This is a genomic window from Paeniclostridium hominis, assembly GCF_014306135.1.
Lineage (GTDB): Bacteria > Bacillota > Clostridia > Peptostreptococcales > Peptostreptococcaceae > Paraclostridium > Paraclostridium hominis.
Genome location: NZ_JACRWD010000001.1, coordinates 1,071,383 through 1,086,233 on the forward strand (window position 1 = coordinate 1,071,383; position 14,851 = coordinate 1,086,233).

Annotated in this window: 16 protein-coding genes; 6 read left to right on the forward strand and 10 right to left on the reverse strand. The window is 24.6% G+C overall.

Annotation, left to right across the window (positions count from 1 at the left end; all coding sequences use genetic code 11):
• Positions 1 to 296 precede the first annotated feature (296 nt).
• Positions 297 to 1,400 (reverse strand): hypothetical protein, encoded by a 1,104-nt coding sequence (locus tag H8891_RS05045; protein WP_187005460.1) that lies wholly within the window; start codon positions 1,398 to 1,400, stop codon positions 297 to 299.
• A 165-nt stretch (positions 1,401 to 1,565) separates the two neighbouring features.
• On the opposite strand from H8891_RS05045, the gene H8891_RS05050 reads away from it, so the two are divergent.
• The gene (locus H8891_RS05050; RefSeq protein WP_187005461.1) at positions 1,566 to 1,871 is read left to right on the forward strand and encodes a DUF1540 domain-containing protein; all 306 of its coding nucleotides are present in this window, start codon (positions 1,566 to 1,568) and stop codon (positions 1,869 to 1,871) included.
• A 243-nt stretch (positions 1,872 to 2,114) separates the two neighbouring features.
• The gene (locus H8891_RS05055) at positions 2,115 to 3,230 is read left to right on the forward strand and encodes a tyrosine-type recombinase/integrase (protein ID WP_187005462.1); all 1,116 of its coding nucleotides are present in this window, start codon (positions 2,115 to 2,117) and stop codon (positions 3,228 to 3,230) included.
• A gap of 240 nt (positions 3,231 to 3,470) precedes the next feature.
• On the opposite strand, the gene H8891_RS05060 is transcribed toward H8891_RS05055, so the two are convergent.
• Positions 3,471 to 4,292, reverse strand: a complete 822-nt coding sequence (locus H8891_RS05060) for an alpha/beta fold hydrolase (protein ID WP_187005463.1) — start codon at positions 4,290 to 4,292, stop codon at positions 3,471 to 3,473.
• An 88-nt stretch (positions 4,293 to 4,380) separates the two neighbouring features.
• Entirely contained in the window at positions 4,381 to 5,337 is a 957-nt protein-coding gene (locus H8891_RS05065; protein ID WP_187005464.1) for a magnesium transporter CorA family protein, read from the reverse strand.
• Positions 5,338 to 5,747: 410 nt separating this feature from the next.
• Here H8891_RS05065 and H8891_RS05070 point away from each other — a divergent pair, with 410 nt between their 5' ends.
• On the forward strand, positions 5,748 to 6,974 hold the full coding sequence (locus H8891_RS05070) for an aminopeptidase (protein WP_187005465.1): 1,227 nt from the start codon (positions 5,748 to 5,750) through the stop codon (positions 6,972 to 6,974).
• Positions 6,975 to 7,012: 38 nt separating this feature from the next.
• On the opposite strand, the gene H8891_RS05075 is transcribed toward H8891_RS05070, so the two are convergent.
• The 6 genes from H8891_RS05075 to H8891_RS05100 are packed head-to-tail and all read right to left on the reverse strand — an operon-like array spanning position 7,013 to position 11,369.
• Positions 7,013 to 7,852, reverse strand: a complete 840-nt coding sequence (locus H8891_RS05075; RefSeq protein ID WP_187005466.1) for a 4-hydroxy-3-methylbut-2-enyl diphosphate reductase — start codon at positions 7,850 to 7,852, stop codon at positions 7,013 to 7,015.
• Between the two features lie 13 nt (positions 7,853 to 7,865).
• Positions 7,866 to 8,465, reverse strand: a complete 600-nt coding sequence (locus tag H8891_RS05080; protein WP_187005467.1) for a 1-acylglycerol-3-phosphate O-acyltransferase — start codon at positions 8,463 to 8,465, stop codon at positions 7,866 to 7,868.
• Between the two features lie 17 nt (positions 8,466 to 8,482).
• Positions 8,483 to 9,130, reverse strand: a complete 648-nt coding sequence (cmk, locus tag H8891_RS05085) for a (d)CMP kinase (RefSeq protein WP_147544277.1) — start codon at positions 9,128 to 9,130, stop codon at positions 8,483 to 8,485.
• A gap of 11 nt (positions 9,131 to 9,141) precedes the next feature.
• Positions 9,142 to 9,507, reverse strand: coding sequence for a chorismate mutase (gene aroH / locus H8891_RS05090; RefSeq protein ID WP_187005468.1), 366 nt, complete (start codon positions 9,505 to 9,507; stop codon positions 9,142 to 9,144).
• Positions 9,507 to 10,712, reverse strand: a complete 1,206-nt coding sequence (locus H8891_RS05095) for a BaiN/RdsA family NAD(P)/FAD-dependent oxidoreductase (RefSeq protein ID WP_187005469.1) — start codon at positions 10,710 to 10,712, stop codon at positions 9,507 to 9,509. The genes aroH and H8891_RS05095 overlap by 1 nt, the downstream gene beginning before the upstream one ends.
• Positions 10,713 to 10,724: 12 nt before the next feature.
• Positions 10,725 to 11,369, reverse strand: coding sequence for a histidine phosphatase family protein (locus H8891_RS05100; protein ID WP_187005470.1), 645 nt, complete (start codon positions 11,367 to 11,369; stop codon positions 10,725 to 10,727).
• 148 nt (positions 11,370 to 11,517) lie between these two features.
• Between H8891_RS05100 and H8891_RS05105 the strand changes: the two genes are divergently transcribed.
• Positions 11,518 to 12,744 (forward strand): VanW family protein, encoded by a 1,227-nt coding sequence (locus H8891_RS05105; protein ID WP_187005471.1) that lies wholly within the window; start codon positions 11,518 to 11,520, stop codon positions 12,742 to 12,744.
• Between the two features lie 97 nt (positions 12,745 to 12,841).
• Here the strand turns inward: H8891_RS05105 and H8891_RS05110 are convergent, their stop codons facing one another.
• Positions 12,842 to 13,738, reverse strand: a complete 897-nt coding sequence (locus tag H8891_RS05110; protein ID WP_187005472.1) for a glycoside hydrolase family 73 protein — start codon at positions 13,736 to 13,738, stop codon at positions 12,842 to 12,844.
• Between the two features lie 168 nt (positions 13,739 to 13,906).
• On the opposite strand from H8891_RS05110, the gene H8891_RS05115 reads away from it, so the two are divergent.
• Entirely contained in the window at positions 13,907 to 14,491 is a 585-nt protein-coding gene (locus tag H8891_RS05115) for a DUF2284 domain-containing protein (protein ID WP_187005473.1), read from the forward strand.
• Positions 14,492 to 14,560: 69 nt separating this feature from the next.
• Complete coding sequence (locus H8891_RS05120; RefSeq protein WP_147544262.1) at positions 14,561 to 14,842, forward strand: hypothetical protein; 282 nt, start codon at positions 14,561 to 14,563, stop codon at positions 14,840 to 14,842.
• The last annotated feature ends 9 nt before the right edge of the window (positions 14,843 to 14,851 follow it).

A 14,851-nucleotide genomic window follows, 5' to 3' on the forward strand; every position in this document is an offset into this window, starting at 1 on the left:
TCATCCAACACCTGCAAAATAAACTCTTATGTTTGTAGGTCTATCTTGATTGTCAGCTAAAATATCTTTTAAAGTACTTACAGCAGTATCTGCAACTTTAACTTTCATCTTAATACATCCTTTCTGTTTATATAAAAATTTTTGTAAAAAAACAAATTTATATATATTATATACCTACATAATATATATAATCAAACTTTTTTCTTAAAAAACTTAACATTTTTTCAAAAATATTTAATATTTGGTTAATATTTCAAAGCAAGTCAAAAAAAGAGTAGTAATTAACTACTACTCTGTCAATTTATAAACTCAGTTGATGCATTTACTATATACTTATCTTTACTTTTTATGTTTAAAGAATGTACGCTAGCTGAAGTGTAATTATAATCAGATAAAACAGGAAATAACAATGTGTATTTACCTAAAGGTACATCATTAAATACATATTCTCCTACTTCGTTAGTTGTAGTATATAAAGTATCACCCTTATCATTTATAAGAGTTATTATCTTGTTGTTAAATATATATAAATTATTAATTTTTTTAGAATTTTTAGGATTTTCTAATTTGATACAACCTTGTACTTGAGAAGTTTCTAATTTTTTATTTAATTCATACTTTTTATTTATTACATTTGAATTTTTGGTTAAATAAATAGGTTGAATAAGTGTGCCGCTTAATATTCGTGGGGTGTTGGATATATCTTCATGATAAAAGTCTGCTTTCAATACACAATCTGATTTTATATTTGTTATAAAAACTTCTGATATAGAATACAAAATAGATGGAACCTCATCTGTATGTACTCTATCGTAATCTCCGTTCACTTGAATATTATCTAAAAATACTAATGTATCATCATCCCATTTTACTTTAGATGAAAATAATACAGTTTTTCCAAATTCAATTTCTATAGGTTCTAGTAAAATATTTTGATCACTAGCTAATATAGTTGAATTTTTAAAATTATCATTAGTTAAATTTGATAAATTTAATATTGTATTATTATCTAGGTTAATCATATCTAATTTAATATTATTTTTTAGATTAGGTATATCTTTTATATTATTACTTTCTAATCCTACACTCTTTAGATTTTTAAGGTTTTTTAAGAAGCTTATATCTTCTATTTTATTTTCGTTTAGTTCTAACGTCGTTAAGTTTTTAAGGTTACTTAAATAAGAAGCATCATAAATATTATTTCTTGTAAGGTTTATATATTTTGCATTTTTAGCAAACTCTATCCCTTCTATATTTTTGATATTGTTACCAGGTAAATCTATTTCGGTTAATGTACTTAAAAATTCTTTTGTTATTTCAGATATATGCATGTTAAATTTTTTAGCCAAAGCTAATTTAAGGTTGCTACTGATATATGAATGGTTCGTATTTTTTTCCAATGTCTATCATTCCTTTTATATATTAGTCACAGTATAATATATGGTTAATCATCATTACATGACACTAAATATATATCTTAAAAATAGTACTTATTTTTATCAATTTTTTATTTGATTTATGCACATACTAGTAATAACGATAAAAATATAAGGAGTGAATTTATTATGCCAAAGATTAACTGTAGTGCAACTACATGCTGTTATAATAAAAATGAAAATTGCCATAGTGGGGCTATAAAAGTTGATGGTCCTCATCCTGATAATTTAAAAGAAGTTTATTGTACAACATTTATCAGTGTACATAAAAGTATGAAAAGTAATATAGAAAGTGAATGTGAGCATGTAATGTGTAATGTTACTCACTGCGTTCATAATGAAAATAGAGAGTGCAGATGTGACAATATATTTGTATCTGGAAATGAAGCTGAAAATTATAAACAAACTAATTGTTGCTCTTTTTTAGTTAAGTAAACCGTAAAGGTATATCTTAAGAATATAGTATAATTTTAAAAATTATAACTTCTTAGATATACCTTTATATATTTAAAGACATAAAATATATAGTTTTATGTCAAATTTTTAAAAAATAGTAATTTCAATGTTTTTATCAATATAAAATATATTTATGTCAGTTTTATGTCAGATATTTAAATGTTTTTTATTTTATTTTTATGTTACAATAAATACTATAATGTATTTTATTGGAGGAAAGAGATGAGTTTTGCATTTATAAGAAAAAGAAGTAAAAACTATATAGTTTATTTAGAATATAAGGATCCAGAAACTAAGAAAAAAATACAGAAAAATATGGGTTCATACGATAAAAAAAGGGATGCATCTAAAAGGCTAACAGAACTAAAAGATAACATTTACAACAATGATTTATTGCTACCAAATACGATGACACTAGAAGTTTTTTTAAAAGATTTTTTAGAAAAATATAAAGTAAATATATCCATCACCACATACAATTGTTATCTTAGAATATGCAATAAATATATAATTCCTATGCTAGGAAGATATAAAATTGAAGATATAAAACCTATACATATACAAAATTATGTCGATGACTTGGTAGGTATACTTAGCCCTCAGACATTAAAAATACATATAAATATATTAAAACTTGCTATAAAAAAAGCATATAGATTAAAACTTATACGAGAAAATGTAGTTGAATATATAGAAATACCTAGAGTGAAAAAATTCAAAAATAATATATATAATCAAGATGATATGCATAAGCTTCTTGAAAAATGTGATGGAACTCCTTTAGAATTACCTATTTTTTTAGCAAGCGGTTTAGGTCTTAGAATATCTGAGATATTAGGATTGACATGGAATAATATCGATTTTAGTAATAATACTGTTACAATAGAAAAAATAACAGTGAGAAACAACGGTGAAGTTATATTAAAAGATCCTAAGACTGAAAGTTCAGCAAGAACTATTTCAGCACCAAATGAACTAATGAATCGCTTGAAAAGTTATAAAAAAGAACAAATAGAAATGAAGTTACAAGGAAAAATAAAGAACAAATTAAATTTACTTTTCTTTGATAAAAACGAAAACCCTATAGCTCAAGATGTACTTAGTAAAAAATTTAATAGATTTTTAAAAGATAATAATTTAAAGCATATAAGATTTCATGATTTGCGTCATACTCATGTAACTTTACTTATAAATTCTAAAGTTCCTATAAGAGTAATTTCTGAAAGGGTTGGTCATTCAAATATAAATACAACACTTAACATATACTCTCACGTACTCAAAGAAATGGATAAAGAAGCTAGCGATAAAATTTCCGAAGTACTATTTAATTTAGGTTAAAACCGTAAAAATCCGACCTCTTAAATTCCATTTTAAGGCGTCGGATTTTAATTTATTATATATTTATTCGATTTAATACATAAATTGTTTTATATTTTATTTTAACGAGTTTACACTAAAATCTCATTTTGAATTTTAAAAGATGTATAAAATAATAAAATTATGTAAACTAATTGTTGTTTTACATTAAAAAAGCTTATATTGAGTCTAATTTTAACTTTGGCTATTAATTATTGTTTACTATAAAGATAAAGCAAAATTTTTAATAATATCAACTAATTCAAAAGTATCCTCTATATATGGATTATGTTTACCATTAATAATTTTAACTATGCTATTTTTAAAATTAAAAGTTTTATAATGATTAATTCCAATAGCGTAATCTTTATTTCCGCATATAATCAAGGTAGGAACTTCTATTTCACTGCTAATATTTCTGTAATCATAAAAATAACTTTCATTATTAAAAGCTTGGTTAGACATATTAGTATTTAATATTCCCTTATCTATATCTTCTACTTTAAGGAAGTTTTCATATTCTTTATACTGTAATTTATAATACTTATTTTCTTTAACAAGATTAAAAGCTATTTTTTTCCAGACTTCTATTAAATTATCACAATAATATATAGAATCAATACCTAAAAGTTTACAACCTTCATTTATTTGGCTTTTAAGAGATTCTTTCAGATCTAATGTGCAATTCATAAGTATAATCCCTTTTATATGCTGTTTATATTTATAAGCGTATTCAGTAGCTATAATACCTCCAAATGAATGTGCAAGCAATATACATTTATCTATTTTAAGTTCTTTTCTAATATCTTCTATATCTTCTATTATAGTATCTATAGAATAATCAGAATACATAGTTCCTTCTGATCTACCACAACCTCTTTGATCTAAATAAACCATATTTAAATGATTGCTTAAATAATCACTGCAAAAAACTTCAAAATCCTTGCTCCAAGCACCAGGACCTCCATGTATATATATACAGCTATATCCATTACCTACTTTATTTACATATAAGTTTATATTATCTCTAGTTTTTATAAACATAGTTACCTCCAATGTATTAGTGTATTAATATTATATCAAAATAACTAATACATAATAATAACTTTAATATCAAATAAAAAACTTAATTTTAAAGTAGTTTTTTAAGTTTGAATATCAGTATACTTATAACCATAATTAAAAACATAACACCTAATGCTAACGGATATCCAAAATACCATCCAAGTTCAGGCATAAATTTAAAGTTCATACCATATATACCTGTTATTATAGTTAAGGGAGCAGAAATAGCAGTAAGTAAAGTTAACTTGGTTATTAAACTATTAGTTTTCTCAGCTACTTGTGAGGAATATATATCTAAAAGCTTATCAGCTAATTCTCTTGTTGAAATAGCAAAATTATAAAGTTTATCTATTCCAAAATCTATACTTTGTAAATTTTCTAAATTATGTTTTTTTATATCTGTATATGTTAAGTATCTTATATTTTCTTTTAATATCCTATCTCCTATATAAAGAAGCGGTCTTATGTTTTTTACTACAGTTCTAGTTAAGCCTCTTATATAACTTATTTGATGAAAGTGTTTATCTTTTACTCCTTCTAACATCTTATCTTCCATATCTAGTATAATATCTTCTAATTTTTCTAAATTTTCAAATTCATTTACTATTAGTTCTTTAAATATTAAATAGTTTGTTTTAAATAAAACTACATCTGACTCACTATTGATTACAAAATTTGATTTCATCAATTTTAACATATAATTATATATAAAATGATCTTTCTCTGCTACTACCAATATATAATTATCAGCTAAATAGATATTAATTTCTTTTATTACTGCTTTGTTATCTTTAAGCTCAAAAGTGTTTAAACTTAAAAAATCATAATTATCAAATAAATCTAATTTTATATTTTCATCAAAATCAAGACAATCTGTAAATGTCATGTCATCTATATTTAAAACTCCTTGAATTCTATTTAGTTCATATGGAACAGATAATATTAAATAAGAAAAATCTTGATTATAAAAATCTTCTTCAAAGTTTTCTAAATATGTTTGAGTATTTAAGTTTAATATTTTCATTTAATCACCCCCGAAATTATTATAATTATATTATGTATATTAATTTAATTATTAATTCAATTACCTTTTAAATAATATACTTTATTAAAATATAAATAATTTATTTTAATAAAGTATATTTCACCTAAAGAACAGATGTTCTATATGATTATTTAAAAATTTGACTCAATATATTGGATTTTAACGAATTTATTTATTTTAAACAATAATATATATCATTCCATAATAAAAAGTCGTATAGAGCCTTATATAAGAAATTATTACTTATTTATATAAAATTATTAATTAATGTTTCAAATAATATAATTATGTAAATCTATTAATTATTATTTTTTATATAGTAATAAAAAATAACTATATTGCAAAAAATTGTTATATAATTTAATTAATAAATATATGTGGAGGTTATTATGAGTTTTGAAAATAAATTAAAAAAATATGCGCGTTTAGCTGTTGAAACAGGAGTGAATTTACAAAAAGGACAAATACTTCTTTTGAGAACACCTATATCATGTAAAGACTTTGCTAGAAAAATCGTAGATGTAGCTTATGAATTAGGTGCTAGGGATGTTGAAATAGAATGGAATGATGAAGAAGCTTCTTTAATAAGATATTTAAAAGCTCCAAGTGAGGTATTTGATGAATTTCCTAAGTGGAAAATTGAAAAATATAATCATTTACTAGAACAAGGAGCTTGTATTATAAACATAGATTCATCTAATCCAACAATATTTAAAGATGTTGATCCATCAAGAATGCAAAGAGTTAGTAAAGCCTATAGTAAAAGTATACCTTTATGGAGAGAATCTATAATAACTGATAAAATAAGATGGACTATAGTATCAGTGCCTAGTAAAGAATGGGCATCTAAAGTATTTAGTGATTTAAATGAAGATGAAGCTGTAAACAAATTATGGGATTATATATTTAAATGCACCAGAATAGATAAAGATGATCCTATAAAAGAATGGGAGGTACATAATAATAAACTTAATGAAAAAGTTAAGTTTTTAAATGAAAATAATTTTATATCTATGCATTTTAAATCAGCTAAAACTGATTTACATATAGAATTACCTGCAGGGCATATTTGGGCAGGTGGCGCAAGTAGCGACCCCAATGGTATAGAATTTAATGCAAATATTCCAAGTGAAGAAGTTTATACTCTACCTCATAAGTATAAGGTAAATGGTATAGTGTCTAATACAAAACCATTTATATATAACGGAACTATTATAGATGATTTTACTTTGACATTTAAAGATGGTAAGGTTGTGGATTACACTGCTAAAGTGGGGTATGAATCATTAAAATCATTATTAGAGTTAGACGAAGGTTCGTGCTACTTAGGTGAAGTTGCACTAGTTGAAAATAACTCCCCTATATCTAATACAGAAATAATTTATTATACTACATTATATGATGAAAATGCATCTTGTCACTTAGCTTTAGGTTCTGCATATAAAACAAGTATAAAAAATGGTAGTAAAATCCCTAAAGAAGATATGGATAAATTAGGTATAAATGATAGTATAACTCATGAGGATTTTATGATAGGCTCAAGTGATATGAATATAATAGGTGTAACTTCTGATGGCAAAGAAATAGAAATTTTTAAAAATGGAAATTGGGCATAAAAAATAGGTTACAATTGTAACCTATTTTTTATTTAAATCTATAAAGATTCTATATAATTTATAACTTCTTCTATTATCCAATCTGGAGTTGAAGCTCCAGCAGTTAATCCTATAGTATTATAATTTTTAAAATCTTCTTCATTTAGTTCATCCACAGTTTCTATAGCTAAAGTTGGAACATATTCCATGCATATTTGAACTAACTTTTGAGTGTTAGAACTATGTTTACCTCCAACAACTACCATCATATCAACTTCTTTTGATATTTCTTTTGCAGCTTCTTGTCTAACCTTAGTTGCAGAACATATTGTATTATTAAAAACAACTTCTTCAAGCTTATCAGATAAAGCTTTTACTATCTTATTATATAAATCCACATGTATAGTAGTTTGAGCTACTATACAATATTTATTAGATTTTTCAAGTTCAACATTTTCTAAATCTTCAATAGTCTTTATTATTATAGCTTCATTATTACACCATCCATTTATACCTATAACCTCTGGGTGCTTATAATCTCCTATAACTATGACTTTATAACCTTTAGAATAATAATTTTTAGCTATTTCATGAATTTTTTTTACAAATGGGCAAGTAGTATCTATAACATCTAATCCTTTTTTATCAGATTCTATATAAACACTCTCCCCTACCCCATGACTTCTTATAATCATACGATTTGATGTAGGAACATCATTTACTTCATTTATAGTTCTCAAACCATTTTCTTCATATTTTAAGACAGCTTGTTTATTATGAATAAGTGGACCAAGTGCGTATATGCCATCATTGCTTTTTTCTAGTTCATCCCAAGCCATTTTCATAGCTCTCTTAACTCCAAAGCAAAATCCTGCATTTTTAGCTATTTTAACTTCCATTTAAACTTCTCCCTTACTTAGCATATTTATGGTAATTTTCTTTTATTACCTCTAAAACATTTTGAGATAATCTTTGATAATCATCTGTATTTAGTTTTTCCTTATAATAGTCTTCAAAAGATATAGGCTTATCTATATATATAGTTACTTTATTAAATACTTTGTATGTAGTTATTATAGATACAGGTATTACTAAAGCTTTACCTTTTACAGCAAACATTCCAAGCCCTGCTTTAGCTTTTAAAAATCCTGCATCTTTGTTTCTAGTACCTTCAGGAAACATACCTATACATCCACCATTTCTTAAAGCTTTTAAAATGTTTTTTACAGTGGATGCTGTAGGATTATCTCTATCTACAGGAATAACATTTATTTTATTTAATATATATCCTAAAGGCTTTATGTTAAACAATTCTTTCTTAGCAACAGCAGTAACTTCTCTATTTTTATGCATAGAAGCTGCTAAAAATATAGGATCTAAATTTGATTTATGATTGGCAGCTAATATAATAGATCCTTCTTTAGGAACATTTTCAAGACCTATTATCTCAAATTTAAAAAACAACTTTGAGAAAACTCTTAAAACTCCCGTTACAACATTATAAAATTTCACATTAATCTCCCTTCAACCTATCTTATTTTACTTATAACTGATTCTACTACTTCGTCTATACTTTTTCCTGTAGTATCAATCTCTATTGCATCACTTGCTTTTACTAAAGGAGCAAATTCTCTATTTGAATCTATTTCATCTCTTCTTATAACATCTTTAATAACTTCTTCTAAAGAAGTATCATATCCTTTTTTTATAAGTTCTTTATATCTTCTTTCTCCTCTTTCTTCAGGAGATGCAACTAAGAAAAACTTATAATCTGCTTTAGGAAACACATAAGATCCTATATCTCTACCATCTAAGATAACAGAACTTTTATTTCCTATTTCTCTTTGAACATCAACCATTAAATATCTAACTTCTTTTATTTGTGCAATATTAGATACATTATTACTAACTTCTGGAGTTCTTATTTCTTCTTTTAATATTTTACCATCTAAATATATATTATTATCTTTAAAATCTATATCGCTATTTTTTGCTATTTCAATTATTTGATCTTCATTATTTACATCAATATCATTTTGAAGTACTTTGTATGTTATTGCTCTATACATAGCCCCTGTATCTATATAATTTATATTTAATTTATCTGCTACTATTTTAGCTATTGTACTTTTCCCTGCTCCTGCTGGTCCATCTACTGCTATTACTAAATTCTTCATATCATTCACTCCTATTCACTTATATCTGGTCTTAATTTTTTTGCTTCATTTAAATATATATGTTTTATATCACTTTTTTTCTTTTCACTGTTTACATTAACCATAACTCTGATACATTTTCTAAGACTACCTTGTATACACTTTTCTTCAAAGTTAAGTAGCGGAGTATCACAAATATTTAGCATATCTCTAACTGCTACAGATGGGTATACTGAATCTAAATCGTTAGTCATTGTAAATATCATACTTATTATATCATCTATATTTAAGTCATTTTCTTTTATAATACTTTCAACTAATACTTTAGTTTCATTTAATATTTCGTCTTTTGAGTTTTTCTTAACTGTCGTTGCTCCTCTAATTGCTAATACTTTCATTAATAGTCACTTCCTGCTAAATATCCTGTTGAAAAAGCTATTTGAAGGTTATATCCTCCTGTTTCAGCATCTACATCAATAACTTCTCCAGCAAAGAATAAATTTTTAATTAATTTTGATTCCATATTTGATGCATTAATTTCTTTTACACTAACACCGCCACTAGTTACCATAGCAGCTTTAATTGTTAACATTTCTGTTATTGTTAATTTCATTTCTTTTATACATTCTATAATTTTATTTTCATCTTCTTTTTTTAGTTCATTAGGTTTAGCTTCACTTAAATTAAGTAAGCTTAAAATTTCTTTTAAAAAGTTTTGAGGTAGTATTCCTTTTAAATTTGTTAAAACATTTTTATTAGGATTTTCTCTTATTATCCTAGTTATTTTATCCTTTGAAATATGCGGTAAAAAGTCTAATGTTATTTCTATTTCACCATTATCTAGTTCTTTATTTATATATGAAGAAAACTTTAAAACACCAGGCCCAGATATACCAAAATGAGTAAATATCATATCTCCTTGAGTTTCTATTTTTTTCTTTTTAATTTTAGTTCTTATAATTACTTCTTTCATAGCTACACCTTGAAGATTTTTAACAAAGTTTTCTTTTGTAACTAAAGGTATTAATGCAGGGTATAAAGGTTTTATAGTATGTCCATGTTTTTTTAGTATATCAAACATGAATCCATCTGACCCAGTTGTAGGATGACTTTTACCACCAGTAGTTATTATAAGTTTATCACAAAATATTTTTTCGCCATTATCAGTTATAACTCCTATAGCTTCATTATTTTCTACTATTAAATCACAAACCTTTGTATTATACATTATATTAACTTTATTTTTTAAAAGGTCTTTTTTTAGTGTATCTATAACTTCATCTGCTTTATCAGATTTTGTATATACTTTCTCATCATATTCAATTTTATAATCTAAATTATTTTTACTAAAGTATTCTAGTAAATCATAATTTGAAAAAGTATAAAATGAACTATATAAAAACTTATTATTATTTACAATTTTATCAAAGAAATCTTCTATATTTCTATTATTGGTAATATTACATCTACCACCACCTGTAAGTCTAAGTTTTTTCCCTATTTCATTATTTCTTTCTATTAATATTACTTCATTTTGTTTTGAAGATGAAATTGCTGCCATTATTCCAGCAGGACCAGCTCCAACAACTATAACCTTTGCCATATGTATATCTCCTTATTCAAGTGCTGAGTTATTAATTTTCTCATTGTTTTTTATATGAGTTGTATCATTCATTTTTATTATAACTGGTCCATAGTTTCTGAATTCTACTATATTCAAAGCTGTATTATCTTGTTTTATTCTATATATATTTTCCATTCCTGAATTTAAGAAAGATAAAAGCATAACTCTAACTGTTACTGAGTGAGTAACAAGTAGTATATTTTTATTATCATACTTTTCATTAAGTTCATTTATAAATTTATCTACTCTTTCTTTTATTATATGTAAATTTTCTCCTTCTGGTATTTCTACTAAGTGTGGTTCATTTCTCCAAGTAGTATATACATCAGCATACTTACTTTTTATTTCATCTATTAGAAGACCTTCCCATTTACCAAATCCCATCTCTCTAAGTGCAGGAGTTTTTTCAACTTCAACTCCTAAACTTTTTCCAAGTATATCTGCAGTTTGAACAGCTCTTCCTAAATCACTTGAAAATATGTAGTCTATTTGGTGATTTTTTACTAAACTTTCAGCTAACTCAGTTGCTTGTTCTATTCCTTTAACTGTTAAATCAGAATTTCCATGTCCTTGAGTCTTACCTAAAATATTCCAATTTGTTTGACCATGTCTTACTATATAAAATGTATTTGCCATAAGTAGCCTCCTATATTTGTACGTATTTAGTTTTAACATTCATCAAAATTTTATTATATCATAATTTGACAAATTTAAAAACTTAAACATATAAAACTATCTTTAAGGACAACATATATGAGAATAATTATAAAGGAGTTTTATATATATGAAACACAAATTTAAATATTTGATAAGTATAGTTATTGTATCTAGTTTTTTATTAGGTTTTAGCAATAAAGTTATTGCACTATCAAAAGATAATGGTATATACAAAAACATATATATAGAAGATATAGATGTATCATTTTTAAATATGAAAGATGCAATTGATTTGGTTAAATCTAAATATAAAGAAAAAACTATTAAATTAACTTATGAAGATAAAACATACACTTTAAACCCCAAAGATATAGATTTAAGCTTTAATATAGATAAAGCTGTAAAAAAAGCTTTTTTATACACAAGACATGATGATATATTCACAAATGTAAAAAGAAAATTTAATCTTCGTTTAAAAGATAAAAATAAAATAAAATTAGTATCAACTTATAATGAATATAAACTAAGTTCTATTATAAATAATATATGTAAAGATATAGATATAGAAAAAACTGATGCAACTATAAATATAAATGATAATGGTTCTATTAAAAGAACTAAAGCAAAAAATGGGAAAAAGGTAAATAAAATAAAATTAAAAGAAACTATCTATGATATGATAGTAAATAAAAATCTTAGTGATATAAATATACCAGTTGATATAACTACACCTAAAATATCCACAGAAGATGTTAACTCTATAAATACAATACTAGGTCAGTTTAGTACTACATTTAACCATACCACATCAAGAGGTAGCAATATAAATATAGCAGGTAAAAGTACTAGTGATAAATTAATAATGCCTCATGATGAGTTTTCATATAATAAATCAACTGGATCTAGAACATGGCATAACGGATATAAAACTGCAAAAGTAATAATAGATGGAAAATATGTTAATGGTGAAGGTGGTGGTGTTTGCCAAGTATCTACCACTATATACAATGCTGCTTTAATTTCAGGCATGGATATAACTGAAGTTCATAATCATACATTTGCATCAAGGTATGCTCCAATCGGACGTGATGCTGCTGTTTCATATGGATATACTGACTTTAAATTTCAAAATCCTCTAAAACATCCTATATATATTAAAAATATAGTTAATAATGGTGTTATTACATCCAAGATATATGGGTGTGATGAAGATAGAGAAAAAATATATATAACCACTAAAACTATATACGAAAAAGATAAAATAAAAGTAGATACATTAAGAATATATTTAGATGAAGAAGGCAATAAAATTAGGGAAGAAATTGTAAATAAAAACGTGTATAAGAAAAAATAGAATAAAATGTGATCCTCAAGTTTGTGGGAAATAAAAAGATAAAGGTAGTTATCGAAAAATAATTATATAAATTTAAAGGGATAAAGGTTTAAAACCTCTATCCCTTTATTTCTTGAACCTTGCTATCTATTAATTGCAAGTTATATTGCTCAATTATTTGATTTAATAGCTTTTTATATGTTAAATTTCCACTTTGATCAGATACTGTACTATATCCAGAATTTTGAAGTTCTTGAGCTTGCTCTATATATGTAGGTTTATTAAAAACACCTTTATATCTAGGATTTTCACTTAAAAACTTAGCATGGTCTTTTATAGAATCAGCTTTTGATTTATAGGCTCTAAATTGATCGTTTATAACTTGATTATAAAATTCACTAGTTTCTATATTTACAGAATCACCTTTCCAAGAAGAATGAGCTTTTATCCCAAATAAATTATTATATTTAGAAGATAATTCGGATTCTCCCCAATTGGATTCAAGTATAGCTTGGGCTATAGTTATAGATGGCAATATTTTATAATTTTTATAATTATCTATTGCACTATTTTCTATAGAGTCTATAAATGCCATATACTTTCCATCGGGATTTAATCTTGATGGTTTTAATCCATAATATTTTAAATCGCCTATATATTTATTAACTCTTTTAATCTCTCTTTTATTAAATTTTAATTTAGAAAGTACGTTTTTTAATGGTTCTATTTTGTATGTATCTTTATCTTTGATTATAAATAAATTAGCAATTTCTTTTATTTGGTTATTAGATACATTTTTAAATTTATTGTCATCTAAAACTCCTATTATACTAGCTACATACTTCCAATTTACTTGTGCCTTAGAATAACTAACTTGATCAGTACATTTTATAAACTTTTCTACGTCTATTTCTTTTTTATTTATTTCTCTTAAATTAAACATTTTTATAAAAAAAGCAATAGCTATAATTATTAATAATACTACAAAACCTAATAAAATTCTTTTTTTACTCAAAAATACATCCCTCCATATTCATGCTAATTATTATTGAGAATTAAAGTCTATAGATAATTATACCATTTTATATAATTTTTTAATGTAACAAAGTTGTAAGATGAATATATTGACATAGCAAAAACGAAATATTAGTATTTAATTAATATAATCTATAGGAGTGTAAATATGATAATTTTAAATATTAATAAAGATAATAATGATATAATTTTAAAAGCCAATATATGTAAAAATGAAATATTATCAAAATATATGGATTTTGATTACTTTACAGAACTTTGTAAAAGTGGATGTCCTCACTACAATTTAAGTTATACATGTCCTCCAAATAGTCCTAGATTTGATGATTACACTAAAGATTTTAAATACTCTTTAGTAATAGCAATGTATATAAATTTAGATGAAGAAAAAACTATAGATAATTTTCATTCATACTTAAGAAAAGTTTTATCTGATATACTTATACCTTTAGAAAAAGAATTTAATGGATTATTAACAGATGGTGGTCGTTGTAAATATTGTGAGAAGTGTACATATACAGATAACCTACCTTGTAGATATCCTCAAAAAATAAGATTTAGCATGGAAGCTATGGGGATTGATTTAAACAAAGTTTGTAAAGATATATTAAATCATTCTATTATGTGGGACGAAGGTAGTGAAAATAAATATTGTACTGTTATTGGTTCTATAAATTTTAATGAAGATATAAATGAGAATGAATTTAAAAAAGCAATACTGAAACTTCTATAAGTATAATAAAATTAGTTTACTTTGGATAAACTTAATTATGACTACATTATTTAACTTGGAGGTAAACTAATGGACAATATGAGTGAAATGAGAAATAGATTAGATAATGGTAATTATGATTTAACACTTGAGATAGGTGAAAATAATTATTTTCAAATTTATGAAGATGTAGACCATCAAGCTGCAGAAGATGTCGTTAGAAACTATTTAAGAAGTAATGCTGATGATGCAGAGTTTAGTGATTTACAAATAAAACACAATAGAAGTAGACATACAGTAAGTGTTTATGCAAAGTTAAGTTATGATAACAATAGACATAAAGATTATTCTAAAAGAAATAAGTTAATGTAGTTAAAATTG